At 70.7% G+C, this 15,629-nt stretch carries 16 protein-coding genes; 5 read left to right on the forward strand and 11 right to left on the reverse strand.

Annotated elements, in window-relative coordinates; genetic code table 11:
• Positions 1-12 precede the first annotated feature (12 nt).
• The gene (locus tag BJ984_RS15320) at positions 13-1,470 is read left to right on the forward strand and encodes a class II fumarate hydratase (protein WP_179548724.1); all 1,458 of its coding nucleotides are present in this window, start codon (positions 13-15) and stop codon (positions 1,468-1,470) included.
• A 2-nt stretch (positions 1,471-1,472) separates the two neighbouring features.
• On the opposite strand, the gene BJ984_RS15325 is transcribed toward BJ984_RS15320, so the two are convergent.
• The 3 genes from BJ984_RS15325 to BJ984_RS15335 all read right to left on the reverse strand — a co-directional run bounded on the left by BJ984_RS15325 (position 1,473) and on the right by BJ984_RS15335 (position 4,433).
• Complete coding sequence (locus BJ984_RS15325) at positions 1,473-1,973, reverse strand: prepilin peptidase (RefSeq protein WP_179548725.1); 501 nt, start codon at positions 1,971-1,973, stop codon at positions 1,473-1,475.
• Between the two features lie 96 nt (positions 1,974-2,069).
• A complete protein-coding gene (locus BJ984_RS15330) occupies positions 2,070-3,440 on the reverse strand; it encodes a PhoH family protein (protein WP_179548726.1) in 1,371 nt (456 codons plus the stop codon).
• A 204-nt stretch (positions 3,441-3,644) separates the two neighbouring features.
• Positions 3,645-4,433, reverse strand: coding sequence for an isoprenyl transferase (locus tag BJ984_RS15335; RefSeq protein WP_179548727.1), 789 nt, complete (start codon positions 4,431-4,433; stop codon positions 3,645-3,647).
• Positions 4,434-4,517: 84 nt separating this feature from the next.
• On the opposite strand from BJ984_RS15335, the gene trhA reads away from it, so the two are divergent.
• Positions 4,518-5,276, forward strand: coding sequence for a PAQR family membrane homeostasis protein TrhA (gene trhA / locus BJ984_RS15340; protein WP_179548728.1), 759 nt, complete (start codon positions 4,518-4,520; stop codon positions 5,274-5,276).
• Here the strand turns inward: trhA and BJ984_RS15345 are convergent.
• Together BJ984_RS15345 and mca are read right to left on the reverse strand one after the other, a co-directional pair.
• Entirely contained in the window at positions 5,266-5,556 is a 291-nt protein-coding gene (locus tag BJ984_RS15345) for a hypothetical protein (protein WP_179548729.1), read from the reverse strand. The genes trhA and BJ984_RS15345 overlap by 11 nt on opposite strands.
• A complete protein-coding gene (gene mca, locus BJ984_RS15350; RefSeq protein ID WP_179548730.1) occupies positions 5,553-6,410 on the reverse strand; it encodes a mycothiol conjugate amidase Mca in 858 nt (285 codons plus the stop codon). The genes BJ984_RS15345 and mca overlap by 4 nt, the downstream gene beginning before the upstream one ends.
• Positions 6,411-6,537: 127 nt before the next feature.
• On the opposite strand from mca, the gene BJ984_RS15355 reads away from it, so the two are divergent.
• Positions 6,538-7,017: a DUF4307 domain-containing protein gene (locus tag BJ984_RS15355; RefSeq protein WP_179548731.1), complete on the forward strand. Its 480-nt coding sequence runs from the start codon at positions 6,538-6,540 to the stop codon at positions 7,015-7,017.
• Positions 7,018-7,077: 60 nt separating this feature from the next.
• Positions 7,078-7,566, forward strand: coding sequence for a transcription elongation factor GreA (greA, locus tag BJ984_RS15360; RefSeq protein WP_179548732.1), 489 nt, complete (start codon positions 7,078-7,080; stop codon positions 7,564-7,566).
• Between the two features lie 90 nt (positions 7,567-7,656).
• On the opposite strand, the gene ilvA is transcribed toward greA, so the two are convergent.
• From ilvA to BJ984_RS15390, 6 genes are read right to left on the reverse strand one after another with little or no spacing between them, the layout of a single operon-like run.
• Positions 7,657-8,901: a threonine ammonia-lyase gene (gene ilvA, locus BJ984_RS15365; protein WP_179548733.1), complete on the reverse strand. Its 1,245-nt coding sequence runs from the start codon at positions 8,899-8,901 to the stop codon at positions 7,657-7,659.
• Positions 8,894-10,126, reverse strand: a complete 1,233-nt coding sequence (locus BJ984_RS15370; RefSeq protein ID WP_179548734.1) for an AI-2E family transporter — start codon at positions 10,124-10,126, stop codon at positions 8,894-8,896. Before BJ984_RS15370 ends, ilvA begins: the two co-directional genes overlap by 8 nt.
• A gap of 48 nt (positions 10,127-10,174) precedes the next feature.
• Complete coding sequence (locus BJ984_RS15375) at positions 10,175-11,296, reverse strand: ABC transporter ATP-binding protein (RefSeq protein WP_179548735.1); 1,122 nt, start codon at positions 11,294-11,296, stop codon at positions 10,175-10,177.
• Positions 11,293-12,240, reverse strand: coding sequence for an ABC transporter permease (locus BJ984_RS15380; protein WP_179548736.1), 948 nt, complete (start codon positions 12,238-12,240; stop codon positions 11,293-11,295). The genes BJ984_RS15375 and BJ984_RS15380 overlap by 4 nt, the downstream gene beginning before the upstream one ends.
• A complete protein-coding gene (locus BJ984_RS15385; protein ID WP_271206532.1) occupies positions 12,237-13,127 on the reverse strand; it encodes an ABC transporter permease in 891 nt (296 codons plus the stop codon). Before BJ984_RS15385 ends, BJ984_RS15380 begins: the two co-directional genes overlap by 4 nt.
• Entirely contained in the window at positions 13,124-14,272 is a 1,149-nt protein-coding gene (locus BJ984_RS15390; protein WP_246306476.1) for an ABC transporter substrate-binding protein, read from the reverse strand. Before BJ984_RS15390 ends, BJ984_RS15385 begins: the two co-directional genes overlap by 4 nt.
• Positions 14,273-14,421: 149 nt before the next feature.
• Between BJ984_RS15390 and BJ984_RS15395 the strand changes: the two genes are divergently transcribed.
• The gene (locus BJ984_RS15395; RefSeq protein ID WP_179548738.1) at positions 14,422-15,624 is read left to right on the forward strand and encodes a winged helix-turn-helix domain-containing protein; all 1,203 of its coding nucleotides are present in this window, start codon (positions 14,422-14,424) and stop codon (positions 15,622-15,624) included.
• The last annotated feature ends 5 nt before the right edge of the window (positions 15,625-15,629 follow it).

Genomic DNA, 15,629 nt, shown 5'->3' on the forward strand with positions numbered 1-15,629 from the left:
GACGACCACACAGTGGTGGACAACGCCTCCGGAGTCGACAGCTCGGCCTCCGACAGCTCGACCTCCGGCTCCTCGACCGAGTACCGCATCGAGCACGACACCATGGGCGAGGTGCGGGTTCCCGCGTCGGCGCTCTACGGTGCGCAGACCCAGCGCGCGGTCGAGAACTTCCCCGTCTCGGGCAGCGTGCTCGAGCCGGCCCAGATCGCGGCGCTCGCCCGCATCAAGAAGGCCGCGGCCATCGCCAACGCCCGCCTCGGTGTGCTCGACCAGCCGATCTCCGACGCCATCGCCGGCGCGGCCGACCGCGTCGCCGCGGGCGAGTTCGACGGCGACTTCCCGATCGACGTCTACCAGACCGGTTCCGGCACCTCGTCGAACATGAACATGAACGAGGTGCTCGCCTCGCTCGCCAGCACGGCGCTCGGTTCGAAGGTGCACCCGAACGACCACGTCAACGCCTCGCAGTCCTCCAACGACGTCTTCCCCACCTCGGTGCACGTCGCCGTGACCGGCGCGCTGATCCACGACCTCATCCCCTCCCTCGAGCACCTCGCCGAGGCGCTGGAGGAGAAGGCGGTGCTCTGGAAGACCGCCGTGAAGTCGGGCCGCACCCACCTGATGGACGCCACGCCCGTCACCCTCGGTCAGGAGTTCGGCGGCTACGCCTCGCAGATCCGACTCGGCATCGAGCGCGTGCAGAGCGCCCTCCCCCGCGTGGCCGAGGTGCCGCTCGGCGGCACCGCCGTCGGCACCGGCATCAACACCCCGGCCGGCTTCCCCCAGCTCGTCATCTCGCTGCTCGCCGAGGAGACCGGCCTGCCGATCACCGAGGCCCGCGACCACTTCGAGGCGCAGGGCGCCCGCGACTCGCTCGTCGAGGCCTCCGGCGCCCTCCGCGTGCTCGCCGTCTCGCTGACCAAGATCTGCAACGACCTCCGCTGGATGGGCTCCGGTCCGAACACCGGGATCGGCGAGCTGCACATCCCCGACCTGCAGCCCGGCTCGTCGATCATGCCCGGCAAGGTCAACCCGGTCATCCCCGAGGCCGTGCTGATGGTCTGCTCGCGGGTCATCGGCAACGACGCCTCGATCGCCTGGTCGGGCGCTTCCGGAGCGTTCGAGCTGAACGTCGCCATCCCGGTGATGGGCACGGCGCTGCTGGAGTCGATCCGGCTGCTGTCGAACTCGGCGGTGCTGCTGGCCGACAAGACGGTCACGGGCCTCCAGGCGAACCTCGAGCGCGCCCGTGCCCTCGCCGAGTCGTCGCCGTCGATCGTCACCCCTCTGAACCGCGTGATCGGCTACGAGGCGGCGGCGAAGATCGCGAAGCACTCGGTGGCCAAGGGCATCACGGTGCGCGAGGCCGTCATCGACCTCGGCTTCGTCGAGCGCGGCGAGGTCACCCTCGAGCAGCTCGACACCGCGCTCGACGTGCTCTCGATGACGGCACCCCCCGCCGCCAAGTAGCCTCAGGCGGCGAGAAGCGCGAGCGAGGGCAGCAGCCCGAGCCAGAACCCTCCGAGAAGGGCCGGTCCCACTGGGATCCGGCCCTTCTCGCCGTCTACGCGATTGCCACCGCCACCGCCACCGCCCACAGTGGCGCCGACCAGATTCACCAGCACCAGAGAGGCGACGCAGAACGCGACTCGCACGGGCGCACCCCCGTCAGCCCCCTGCACGAGGCTGAGCAGCCCCGCTAGGAGCAGCAGCAGCTTCGCATCGCCCATGCCGAGCACGCCGAGCGCCCACAGCGCCGCCGCGACCGCGCCGACCGCGAGGGCGGCAGCGGCGGCTCCGAGCGCCGAGGGCGGGTCGTGCACCCCGACCGCCAGCAACGCCCAGGCCAGCAGCAGCAGCCCCGGCACCACGTAGGCGTTCGGGAGCCGCCCGGCACGAGCATCCGTCATCGCCAGCGGCACGCTGACGAGAGCGAGGTAGACGAACGGCACCGAGACGGGCACGAGCTGCATGCCGCCACGGTAGGCGCCGGGAAAGCGGCGTGGGCGGCGGCTCCGCAGACTGTGCAGGGCCACCGCCCCCGGCGGGATGGTGCAGGAGAAGCCGGATTACGCCAGCTCGTTCGACTCCAGCATCTCGGTGACGAGCGCCGCGATGGCTGAGCGCTCCGAACGGGTCAGCGTGATGTGACCGAAGAGCGAGTGGCCCTTCAGCGTCTCGATCACGCTGGCGACGCCGTCGTGCCGGCCCACGCGCAGGTTGTCGCGCTGGGCGACGTCGTGGGTGAGCACGACCCGCGAGTTCTGGCCGATGCGCGAGAGCACGGTCAGCAGCACGTTGCGCTCCAGCGACTGCGCCTCGTCGACGATCACGAAGGCGTCGTGCAGTGAGCGGCCGCGGATGTGCGTGAGCGGCAGCACCTCGAGCATCCCGCGGTCGATCACCTCGTCGAGCACGTTCTGCGACACGAGCGAGCCCAGGGTGTCGAAGACCGCCTGCGCCCAGGGGTTCATCTTCTCGGCCGCGTCGCCCGGCAGGAAGCCGAGCTCCTGGCCGCCGACCGCGTAGAGCGGACGGAACACCATGATCTTCTTGTGCTGCTGCTTCTCGAGCACCGCCTCCAGGCCGGCGCAGAGGGCGAGCGCCGACTTCCCCGTCCCCGCTCGACCCCCCAGTGACACGATGCCGACCTCGGGGTCGAGCAGCAGGTCGATCGCCACGCGCTGCTCGGCCGAGCGGCCGTGCAGCCCGAACACGTCGCGGTCGCCCCGCACGAGCTGGAACGTGTCCCGCCCGGTGACGCGGCCGAGGGCCGAGCCGCGGTCGGAGTGGATGACGAGGCCCGTGTTGATCGGCATGTCCCGCACGAGCGGAGTGGTGAGGCGTTCGTCGTCGTAGAGCGTCGACATCGCATCCGCCGAGAGCGTGATGTCGTCGAGCCCGGTCCAGCCGGAGTCGACGGCGAGCTCGGCCCGGTACTCCTCTGCGGCCAGGCCGATCGAGGCGGCCTTGACGCGGAGCGGAAGGTCTTTCGAGACCACCGTGACGTTGAGGCCGTCGTTCGACAGGTTCTGCGCCACGGCCAGGATGCGTGTGTCGTTGTCGCCCAGCTGGAGCCCCGACGGCAGCACCGAGGTGTTGGAGTGGTTCAGCTCGACACGGAGGCTTCCCCCCTCCGTGCCCACCGAGATGGGGAAGTCGAGCCGCTCGTGCTTGACGCGCAGCTCGTCGAGGTTGCGCAGCGCCTGGCGGGCGAAGTAGCCGATCTCGGGGTCGTTCCGCTTGGACTCGAGTTCGGTGATCACGATCACCGGGAGGACCACGGCGTGCTCGGCGAACCGGAAGATCGCCTTCGGATCAGACAGAAGAACCGAGGTGTCCAGTACGTAGGTCACCTCGGCGGTCTTGGTCGAACTCGGTGCGGTGGTGCTGGGTGCTGCGTCCTCTCCGGTGCTGGTCCCGCTGGTCTTGTGAGTCATGGGCTCGGCCACATCCACTCCAACCCCGAGCGCTCGGCGCTCGGATCATCAGGCGATTCGGCCACGGTGGAGATCGTCGAAACGTACTTATGTGGCCGTCTCGATCAGGCGCCATGCCTGATGAGATGAACCTACGTCCGATGGCGGATCGGCAGGTTACGACACGCATCACAATTGATTAACGTCGTGTTACACCGGTGTAATTCAGCTGCCGAAGCGCCGCTGCCGCCGCGAGTAGTCCCGCAGCGCCCGCAGGAAGTCCACCTCGCGCACATCGGGCCCGAGCGCCTCCATGAAGTAGAACTCGCTGTGCGCCGACTGCCAGAGCATGAAGTCGCTCAGGCGCTGCTCGCCCGAGGTGCGGATGACCAGGTCGGGGTCGGGCTGGCCGCCTGTGTAGAGGTGCTCGGCGATGATGTCCTGGTCGATGGCCGCCTCGAGCTCGTCCAGCCCGTGGCCGAGACCGCGGTGCTTCTGGATGATGCTGCGGATCGCGTCGGCGATCTCCGAGCGCCCCCCGTAGCCGACCGCGAGGTTGACGTGCAGACCCTTCCGCGAGGCGGTGCGCGCCTCCGCGCCGTCGAGCGCGGCGATCAGCGGCTCGGGCAGGCCCTCGTTCGTGCCCACGTGCTTGACCCGCCAGTCGCGGTAGCGCGAGATGTCGTCGGCGAGATCGGCGATGATCTCGATCAGCTCGGTGAGCTCCGCGCCGGAACGGTTGCTCAGGTTGTCCGTCGAGAGGAGGTAGAGCGTGACGACCTCGATGCCCAGGTCGTCGCACCAGACGAGGAACTCGCGGATCTTCGCCGCGCCGGCGCGGTGTCCGTGAGCGGCGGTCTCGAGCATCCGCTGCTTGGCCCACCGGCGATTGCCGTCGAGGATCATGGCGACGTGCTTCGGCAGCACCGCGCCGCTGTCGAGACGCTTGCGGATGCGCCGCTGGTAGAGACGGTAGAGGAGGCCCTTCGCGACCCGCTTCTGTCCATTCGGCACATCGATACGTTACCCGCTCGCGCGACCCACCGCCTGCCGCCGCTCCCAGCCGGCGGACCCGCGGGCTGGCGTACTCTGAGCATCATGCCCGAGCTCGACTCCGTACCGCCCACCGGCCCCCGCCGCGACGACCCGGCCGACGGCGGGCCCGACCTGCCCAACATCCCGCTGCTCGACGACGCGCTCGAGCACCCGCCGGTCGAGCGGAAGCCGAGCTGGCGCGGCTGGATCCACGCGGGCACCTTCCCGGTCACCATCGTCGCGGGAATCGTGCTGATCTCGCTCGCCGAGGGTGCCGCGGCGAAGTGGGCGAGCGCGGTGTTCATGCTCACCTCGATGCTGCTCTTCGGCAACTCGGCGCTCTACCACCGCATCGACTGGAAGCCGAAGACGAAGCTGCTGTTCAAGCGGATCGACCACGCCAACATCTTCCTGCTGATCGCCGGCACCTACACGCCCATCGCCGTGCTCGCCCTGCCGCCGGCGAAGGGCACGCTGCTGCTCGTGATCGTGTGGGCCGGGGCCCTCCTCGGCATCGGCTTCCGCGTGTTCTGGATCGGGGCGCCGCGCTGGCTCTACGTCATCCTCTACCTGGCGCTCGGCTGGGCCGCGGTGGCGTACCTCGGCGACATCTTCGCGGTGAACCCCGCCACCATGATCCTCGTGGCCGCCGGCGGGCTCGCCTACACGGTCGGGGCGCTCGCCTACGCGCTGAAGCGGCCGAACCTCGTGCCGGGGCACTTCGGGTTCCACGAGCTCTTCCACACGCTGACCGTCGTGGCGTTCCTCTGCCACTGGACGGCCATCCTGCTGCTGGCGATCGACCCGCCGTTCAACGGCTAGGCGGCGCGGCCTCCGGACCGGGTTCCGGAACGGTGCCCTCGGGCCCGCCGGCCGACGCGTCGCGCGCCGCGATCTCGGCCTCGAGCTCCTCGCGCACCTGGGCACGGAGGTTGACCCGCCGCACCCGCCGCACCATGTCGATGACGAGCAGCAGCGTGACGATCGCGATGCCGAAGGTCACGATGAAGCCGATGATGCCCGGGGTGACGCTGTCGGGGTCGGGGATGCGCTCGTCGGCGATCACCGCGCCCACCGTCGTCGTGAGGAGCGAGAGCGTCATTCGGAGTCCTCGATCCCGTCGAACAGGTCGGTCTCCTCGGCCGGGCCGTCGACCCGCGACTCAATCAGCTGGAAGTCCTCATACGGCCAGGCGCGGCGCTGGATGTCGTTCGGCCAGAAGAAGAAGGGGTGGTCGGGAGCGACCTGGCTGGCGTGCGCCCGCAGCGCGCGGTCGCGCACGTCGAAGAAGTCGCCCGCGGGGATCTGCACGACCGTGTAGCTCGGCCGGTCTTTCATGCGCTCGCGCATCTCGGCGACCTGGGCGAGGAAGGGATGCTCGGGCTCCTCCTCCTCGAGCGCCTTCGCCACGGCCTCGAACTTCTCGGGGTTCATGATGCGGTCGTAGTAGAGCTTCGAGATCTGCCAGGCCGGGCCGGCCTCGGGGTAGGCGGCCGGGTCGCCGGCGGTCTCCCACGCGCGCATCGAGATCTCGTGGCAGCGGATGTGGTCGGCGTGCGGGTAGCCGCCGATCTCGTCGTAGGTGATGAGCACGTGCGGGCGGAACTCGCGCACGGCCTTCACGAGCGGCGCGGTCTCGATGTCGATCGGGAGCACGCCGAAGGAGTTGACGGGCAACGAGTCGCCCGAGCCGGGCTCGACGTAGCCGGAGTCGGCGTAGCCCAGCCAGCGGTGCTGGAAGCCCACCGCATCCTGAGCCGCGGCCATCTCGACCCGGCGGAGGCCGGCCATGTCGCGCTCGGCCCAGAGGCGCGGCTCGAGGCCCTCGTTCAGCACCGAGCCCCGCTCGCCGCCGGTGCAGCTGACCACCATCACCTCGACACCGCGGTCGAGGTAGTAGGCGTAGGTGGCGGCGCCCTTGCTCGACTCGTCGTCGGGATGCGCGTGCACGGCCATGAGGCGAAGCGTCAGTGGTCTCAACTCCTCGTCGATTGCGATTAGCCTGGAATGAGGCAGAAGCCTGGGAGACCAGGCCAGATCAAGACTAATCGGTCCATCCGACAGTGGGCCCCAGGGAGGGCGCGTGAGCAGGCGAGCGGCCAGCGACGAGGAGCGTGAGGACGGAGCATCCGTCGCCCCCTCGCCGGTTCCCTCTGCGGCCGCCGCCGACTCCCCCGCCCTCGCCGAGCGCTACGGACGCACGAAGGCCCGACGTGCCGGTAGCCGGCTGCTCGCCTGGATCGCCGGCGGCGCCGTCGCCGTGGTGCTCGTGGTCTGGGTGGTCTGGGCCGGGCTCGACGGCACCAACGCGACGATCGCCACCCAGGACACCGCGCACGAGGTGCTCGACGACCGCAGCGTGCGGGTCGAGTTCGACGTCACGGTGCCCACCGGCACGACCGCCGGGTGCGTGGTGCAGGCACTGAACGACCGCTTCGCGGTGGTGGGCTGGAAGGTCATCGAGCTGCCCGCCTCCGAGAACCCGACGCGGTCGTTCACCGAGGTCGTGCGCACCAGTGAGATGGCCTCGACGGGTTTGATTTCCAGCTGCTGGCTCACATAGTCTTTCCTGATCGTCCGGGCCGGGTGGCTCGGGCGTCCGCATGTTCGAGGAAGGCACTCCATGGCTGACGACACGCAGGTCACCTGGCTGACGCAGGAGGCGTTCGACCGCCTCACGAACGAGCTCGAGGAGCTCAGCGGACCGGGCCGGATCGAGATCGCCAAGCGCATCGAGCAGGCGCGCGAAGAGGGCGACCTCAAGGAGAACGGCGGCTACCACGCCGCGAAGGACGAGCAGGGCAAGATGGAGGCGCGCATCCGCCAGCTCACGCAGCTGCTGCGCACCGCCCAGGTCGGCGAGAAGCGCGAGAGCCACGGCGAGGTCGAGCCGGGCGTCGTCGTCACCGCGCTGGTCGCGGGCGGCGAGGAGCGCTTCCTCCTCGGCAGCCGCGAGATCGCGGGCAACGCCGACCTCGACGTCTACAGCGAGCAGAGCCCGCTCGGCGCGGCCATCATCGGCCTGAAGATCGGCGAGAAGACCACCTACACGGCCCCCAACGGCCGCGACATCACGGTCGAGATCACCGACGTCGAGACCTTCAACGGCTGACCTGCAGCACGGCGCCAGGCCCGCGGGCCACAGTCGACGCCTCGTACGACCAGCGGCGCCCGAGCACGGTGGCGCGACCGGCATCGACCCCTACTCGTCGACGCGCACCTCGTAGCCCGCGTCGCGGAGCTTCGCCACGACCTGGTCGCGGTGCTCCGGGCCCCGGGTCTCGATGTGCAGCTCGAGCTCGACCTGGCTGATCTGCAGGCCCTTGCCGTGCCGGGTGTGCTGCACCTCGACCACGTTCGCGTTCGCCTCGGCGACGAGCTCGGCCGTGCGGGCCAGCTGGCCGGGGCGGTCGGGCAGCATGATGCGGAGCTTCAGGTAGCGGTCGCTCGCCGCGAGGCCGTGGCTGATCACGCGCTGCATCAGCAGCGGGTCGATGTTGCCGCCCGAGAGCACGGTGACCGTGGTGCCTGCGTTCTTCACCTTGCCCGCGAGGATGGCCGCGACACCGACGGCACCGGCGGGCTCCACGACCTGCTTGGCGCGCTCGAGCAGCAGCAGCAGCGCGCGGGCGGTGTCGGCCTCCGACACGGTGACGACCTCGTCGACGAGCTCGCGGATGATCGTGAAATTCAGAAGGCCCGGGCGGGCGACCTGGATGCCGTCGGCGATCGTCGGCATCGTGACGATCGAGACGGCCTCCCCCGCGGCGAGCGAGGGCGGGTAGGCGGCGGCGTTCTCGGCCTGCACGCCCACGATGCGGATGCTGCGGCCGAGCGCCGCGGCCTGCTGCTTGGCGGCGGCCGCGATGCCGGCGATCAGCCCGCCGCCCCCGATGGGCACGACCAGGGTGTCGGCATCCGGAACCTGGTCGAGGATCTCGAGCCCGAGCGTCGCCTGTCCCATCACGACGTCGAAGTGGTCGAACGGCGGGATGATCACCGCGCCCGTCGCCTGCGAGAACTCGGCGGCGGCGCCGAGCGCCTCCTCGACCGAGTGGCCGCGCAGGATGACCTCGGCGCCGTAGGCCCGGGTGGCCTGGAGCTTCGGCAGGGGCACGCCGATCGGCATGAAGATCGTGGCGGCGATGCCGAGCTCGCGCGCCGCGAAGGCGACGCCCTGGGCGTGGTTTCCGGCCGAGGCCGCCACGACGCCGCGCGACTTCTCGGCGTCGCTGAGCGCCGAGATGCGGTTGTAGGCGCCGCGGATCTTGTACGACCCCGTGCGCTGCAGGTTCTCGCACTTGAGGTACACCGGCGAGCCGATGATCTCGGCGAGGAACCGCGAGCTCTCCATCGGCGTCACCTGGGCGACCTGCGAGACGCGGATGCGCGCCTCCTCGATCTCGAGAAGCGACGGGTAGGCGAGCCGCGTGGGGGAATCAGTCATGGGCGGGTGGGTCCTTCGGTTCAGGATGCGCGGCTTCAGGATGCGCGGGAGAAGGTGTCGCGGTAGCAGCTGCGGCGCCGCCGCCCGCCGGCGAGCCGCCCTCGGGCAGCGCGACCGCCGGCGTGAGGTCTGCGGCACGGTCGTCCCGCCAGCTCCCCCCGGCGATGTAGTTCACCATCACGTTCAGCGTCGCGACCACGGGAACCGCGAAGAACGCCCCCGCGATCCCGGCGACCATCGACCCGCCCGCCACCGACAGCACGACGGCCAGCGGGTGGATGCGCACCGCCGTGCCCATGATGAACGGCTGCAGCACGTGCCCCTCGATCTGCTGCACGAGCAGCACCACACCGAGCATGATCAGCGCGATCACCCACCCGTTGTAGACCAGCGCGATGAACACGGCGACGGCGCCGGTCAGCACCGCGCCGATGATCGGGATGAACGACCCCAGGAACACCAGCACCGCGATCGGGATCGCGAGGGGCACCTGCAGGATGGCCGCCCCGATGCCGATACCGAGCGCGTCGATCGACGCCACCAGGATCTGCACCTTCACGAAGTTCTGCAGCGTCTGCCACCCGGTGCGCCCCGCCCCGTCGGTGGCCGCGCGCGCCTTGCGCGGGAACAGGCGCACGACCCAGCGCCAGATGCGTTCTCCGTCGATCAGGATGAACAGCGTCGCGAACAGCGTCAGCAGCACGCCCGTGAGCACGTGCCCGATGCTCGAGCCGACGGCGGCCGCACCCGAGATGAGCATGCCGCTGTCCTGCTGCACCGCGTCCCAGATCTGGGTGACGTAGCCGTTGAAGTCGCTCTCCGAGATCTGCAGCGGCGACGAGGCCAGCCAGGACTTGAGGTCGTTGTACGAGGTCATCGACTGCGAGCGCAGGTCGGCGAAGCCCGACGAGACCTGGGTCGCGACGAGGAAGATGAGGGCCGCGACCACCACGAGGGTGCCCACCTCGGCAGTGAAGATCGCGAGCCACGAGGGCCAGCGGTGCCGCACCAGGAAGTTCTTGAACGGCACCAGCAGCGCCGAGAGCACCACCGCGAGCATCACCGGGATGATCAGCAGCCGCAGCTGGATGATCAGGAAGACGAGCACCGCGAGCACGCCCAGCACCACGAGGATGCGCCACGACCAGGCGCCCGCGATCTGCATGCCGGCGGGCACGGAGTCCAGCGCGTCCCGACGGGTCCTGCCCGGTTCCTTCTCGGCCATAGGGGTCAGTCTAGAAGCGGTCGTATGCGTTCGCCCGCATGCGCGGCACTACTCCCAGCGGGAGACCGCCACGGGTGCTCCGTCGAACTCCAGCACGACCCGCTCGTCGGCCGCGCAGACGAGGTTCGCGGGGTGCTGCACCGTGAGCACGGTGCCGTCCTCGAGGGCCACCGTGGTGCGGCGGTACGAGCCGAGGAAGCTCGTCGAGACGACCTCGGCGGGCACGGCTCCAGCCGCGGAGAGGGTTCCGGATGCTCCGCCCGACGCCCGGCCCAGCCGGATGTCCTCGGGCCGCACGAACGCCACGACCTCACCGTCGGGCTGCGAGGGGTCGATCAGCGGCAGCCGCACCGTGCCGAGCTGCACCGTCCCGCCGGACACCGAGCCGCGCATCCGGTTGCTCGACCCCACGAACTCGGCCACGAAGGGCGTCGCCGCGCGGGAGTAGATCTCGTCGGGCGCGCCGATCTGCTCGATCTGCCCGGAGCGCATCACCGCGACCCGGTCGGCGGCCGCGAGGGCCTCCTCCTGGTCGTGGGTGACGAAGACGGTGGTGATGCCGAACTCCTGCTGGATGCGGCGGATCTCGTCGCGGAGCTGCACCCGCACCCGGGCGTCCAGCGCCGAGAGCGGCTCGTCGAGCAGCAGCACGCGGGGCTCGGTGACGAGCGCGCGGGCGAGGGCCACGCGCTGCTGCTGGCCGCCCGAGAGCTCGTGGGCGTAGCGCCCGCCGAAGCCACCGAGGCCGACCATCTCGAGGGCGTCACCCGCTCGGAGGCGTCGCTCGTCGGCGGGCACGCGGCGCATCCGCAGACCGAACTCGACGTTGGCGAGCGCCGTCATGTGCGGGAAGAGGGAGTACGACTGGAACACCATACCGATGTCGCGGGAGCGCGCGGGCAGGCCGGAGACGTCGGTGCCGTCGATCAGCACGGTGCCCGCCGTGGCGTTCTCGAGGCCGGCGAGCACGCGCAGGGCGGTCGTCTTGCCGCAGCCGGAGGGGCCGAGCAGGGCGACCAGCTCACCGGGCTCGATCACCAGGTCGATGCCGTCGAGGGCGCGGGCGCCGCCGGCGAACTCCTTGACGATGCCGCGGAGCTCGACACGGGAGCCGGTGGCGCGGGGGTCGTCGACGACCGGGGTGGTGGGGCGCGGAGGCGAGAGGGTCATCGAAGGGCTGCTTCCTGGGTCGAGGGCTCGGCGGCGCCGGTGGCCGGAGCGAGCGGAGTGGTGGGCGCCGCCGGGGCGGCCGGAGGGGCGGTGCGGCGACGCCGGGAACCCGGGCCGCCGCCGATGCGCCCGATGGCGACGAGCAGCACGAAGGCGAACAGGAGCGCCAGTAGCGCGATGATCACGGCGATGTACGGGTCGGCCTTCGAGACGACGACGAGCGCGGTCTGCAGGTTCACCCGGTTCAGCAGGGCCGCGATCGTGTATTCGCCGAGCACCACGGCGACGGCGATGAACGCGGCGGCGAGGAGTCCGCGGCGGATGTTCGGCACCACGATCCGGAACAGGATCGTCGGCCAGCCCGCTCCGAGCGATCGCGCGGCCTCGCCGAGGGTCACGACGTCGACGGCCTGGAGGTTCGCCTGGATGGAGCGGTAGGCGTAGGGCAGCACGATGACGCCGTAGGCGAAGGCCAGGGTCCAGACACTGCTGCCGAACATCCGCGCGACCACCGAGTAGACGGGGGCGAGCCCCACGACCAGCACGATCGCCGGGATGGTGATGGGCAGCAGGCAGACGAACTCGAGCACCCGCTGGAGTTTCGGGAAGCGAATGCGCACCAGCACCATCGTCGGCACCAGCAGCACGAGCATCACCGCCACCGTCACGACGGCGAGCAGCAGCGAGTTCGTGAGCCCGGTGACGATGGGCTTGTACTCCCCCGTCAGGCCGCCGCCGAACACCGCGGCCCAGCGGTCGAGGGTGTAGCCGCCGCCGAGTCCGCCGCGCAGGGTGAACTCGATCATCGAGGCGATGGGCACGAGGAAGATCAGGCCGATGGCCGTGACGATGATCCAGCGCGTCGCGGTCGAGGGGCCCGGATGCACGCCCGAGACGTCGCGGCGGCTCACCGCTCGGGTGCCGGGGGTGTCGCGGGCGCTCATCGCACCCACCGCGCGGTGCGCCGCATCAGCAGCGCGTAGAGGGTCATCACGACGACCATCACCACGATCATCCCGAGCGCCAGGGAGCCGGCGAGGTTCTCGTGCCCGAGCACGGTCTCACTGGTCAGGGCGCTGCGGATCTGCAGGGGCACGATCTGCGAGCCCTGGCTGGTGAGCGCGGCGGCCGTGGCGAACGACGAGAAGGCGTTGGCGAACAGCAGCAGCAGGCTGCCGAGGAAGGAGGGCAGCAGCACCGGCAGGCCGATGTGCCGCCAGTAGCTGCCGATGCCGCCGCCGAGCATCGCGGTGGCCTCGGCCCACTGGGGCTTCAGGCTCTCGAGCGCGGGCGAGAAGGTGATGATCATCAGGGGCACCTGGAAGTAGATGTACGGCAGGATCAGGCCCGGCACGTCGTAGAGCCAGACGCCGTTCGCGAAGATGTCGACGCCGAGGCGGTCACGGAGCAGCACGGTGATCATGCCCTGGATGCCGATGGTCGCGACGAAGGCGAAGGCGAGCATCACGCCACCGAACTGGGCGAGCACCCCGCTCGCGGCGTCGACGACCGAGCGCAGGACGCCCGTGGGCTTCGCCCCGATCAGCGCGTAGCAGAACAGGGCGCCGACGAGGGCGCCGACCACGGCCGTCAGGGCCGAGAGCCAGAGCGAGTTGCCGAAGGTGGCGAGCAGCACGGGGTCGCCGAGGGCGGTGATGTTGTCGAAGGTCAGCGCGCCGTCGCCGTCGAAGAAGCCGGTGCCGACCGCGATGACGGTGGGGAGGGCGAGGAAGAGCAGGATGTAGGCCGTGAACGGCACGAGCCCGAGCACGCTCCCGCTCCCGGCGAACCGGGAACGGGAGCGTGCTCGGGGCAGGGTGGTCGAGGTCACTGGACCGCCGACGCCCACTTCTCGCCGAGCAGGGTCGAGGCGGCCTCGGCCTGGTCGGCGTCGGGCACGACGGTCTCGCCCGGGACGGTCGGCAGGGCCTTGAACAGGTCCTCGTCGATCGTGCCGGCCTCGGCCATGGCCTCGGCACGCACGGGGCGGGCGCCGCCGGCGAGCCAGAGGTTCTGGGCGTCGTCGCTGTAGAGGAACTCCTGCCAGAGGCGCGCGGCCGCCGGGTGCGGGGCGTCGACGTTCACGGCCTGGTTGTAGTAGCCCGCGTAGCCGGTGCCCGGGAGGATGGTGACCTTCCAGTTGCGCTGGCCCTCGAGGTCCTTGCCGTAGCCGACGTTGAGGTAGTCCCAGTCGAAGACGACGGGGGTCTCGCCGCTGGCGATGGTGGCCGGGGTCGGGTCGATCTTCACGAAGTTGCCGGCCTTCTGCAGCTCGCCGAAGAAGTCGATGCCGGGCTGGAAGTCGTCGACCGAGCCGCCGTTCTGCACCGCGGCGAGGCCGACGGCGGCGAAGGCCGCACCGGCCTGGGTCGGGTCGCCGTTGATCGCGACCTTGCCCTTGTAGTCGGCGCCGAGCAGGTCGTCGAGGCTCGTCGGCTCGGGAACCGCGTCGGGGTCGTAGCCGATCGCCATGTATCCGCCGTAGTCGCCGGTCCAGAGGCCGGACTGCTCCTTGAGGGCCTCGGGGATCTCGTCCCAGGTGGCGACCTGGTAGGGCGCGAACTGGTCGGTGCTGGCGAGGGCCACCGCGGCGCCCACGTCGAAGACGTCGGGGGCGGTGTCCTGGCCGGCCAGGTTCTCGGCGGCCTGGATCTCCTCGGCGCTGGACGCGTCGGGGGTGGCCTCGTTGATCGTGATCTCGGGGTACTTCTCGGCGAAGGCGTCGAGCACGGCGCCGTAGTTCGCCCAGTCGCGGGGCAGTGCGATGACGTTCAGCGCGCCCTCCGCCTTGGCGGCCTCCTGGAGGCCCTCCAGGCCGCCGAAGGCGTCGAGGTTCGTGGCGGTGGCGGCGTCGACCGAGCCGCCGTCGGTGCTGGATCCTCCGGAGGCGGAGGCGTCGGCGGAGCAGCCGGCGAGGCCGAGGGCGAGGGCTGCGGCGACGGCGGTGCCGGCGAGCGCGAGGCGCTTGGTGAGCAAGGGTTCTCCTTCATCGGGTGTTCGTGCTTCGGGTGTTCGTGTCTTCTTGGTGACCTCTGGACAGTAGGAGCGCCGGACGACCCCGCGCCGTCGCCGCCGTGAACCGATGGTGAACGACTGATGTCGGTGGCGATGGGTAGGGTTCTGATGTGGCCGATGACCTGTCCCCCGCACTCGCCCGGCGAGTCGCTCTCGCCGCCCAGGGCTTCGGCGGAGCATCCGTCGCCGTGCCCGGCACCAGGCAGTTCAACCTGCTGCTGCAGCGCCTCGCCCTGCTGCAGATCGACTCGGTGAACGTCTACGAGCGCAGCCACTACCAGCCCGTGTTCGCGCGGCTCGGCGGCTACGACAAGGCGGTGCTCGACAAGGTCACCTACGGGCGCGGGGTCACCGAGTACTGGGCGCACGAGGCGTCGTTCCTTCCGGTGGCGACGCTGCCGCTGCTGCAGTGGCGCAAAGACGAGTACCGCGACTACTACGCCGCCCGGCCCGACTCGTGGGCGGCGTCGAACGGGGCGACGCTCGACTGGCTGCGGGACGAGCTGGCCGCGCGCGGGCCGCTCCGGGCGAGCGAGATCGAGCACGAGAGCTCCGCGCGGCGGGGGCCGTGGTGGGGCTGGTCCGACGTCAAGCGCGGGCTCGAGACGCTGTTCCGGCAGGGCGACGTGGTGTCGGCGGGGCGGCAGCGGTTCGAGCGGGTCTACGCGCTGCCGTCGCAGGTGCTGCCGCCGGCCATCCTCGATGCTGCCGCCTCGGTCTCGCGGGGCGATGCCGTCGCGTCGCTGGTGTCGCAGTCGGCGCGGGCGCTCGGGGTCGGCACGCTCGGTGACATCGCCGACTACTTCCGGTTGAAGCAGGCGGATGCGCGTTCCGCCGTCTCCCGCCTGGTCGACACGGGCGAGCTGCGGCCGGTCACGGTTCCGGGCTGGAACCGTGAGGCCTGGCTGCACCGCGACGCCCGGCTCCCGCGGCGGATGGAGGCGGCCGCCCTCCTCTCCCCCTTCGACCCCGTGGTGTGGCGACGGGAGCGGGCGCTCCGCATGTTCGACTTCCACTACCGCATCGAGATCTACACGCCGCAGCCGCAGCGCATCCACGGCTACTACGTGCTGCCCGTACTGATCGACGACCGCATCCCAGCGCGCCTCGACCTCAAGAGCGACCGCCAGGCGGGCGTCCTCCGCGTGCAGGCGGCCTGGGCCGAGCCGAACCTCGCCCCGTCCGACGTGCCGCGCATCGCCGCCCTCCTCCGTGCGGCGGCCGCCTGGCAGAACCTCCCCGCCATCGCGGTGGCCCCCCGCGGCACCCTGGCCCCCGCCCTGGATGCCGAGTTGTCTTCCGCTTCGTCGTAGTACCG

It is taken from the genome of Herbiconiux flava (genome assembly GCF_013409865.1).
GTDB classification, from domain to species: domain Bacteria; phylum Actinomycetota; class Actinomycetes; order Actinomycetales; family Microbacteriaceae; genus Herbiconiux; species Herbiconiux flava.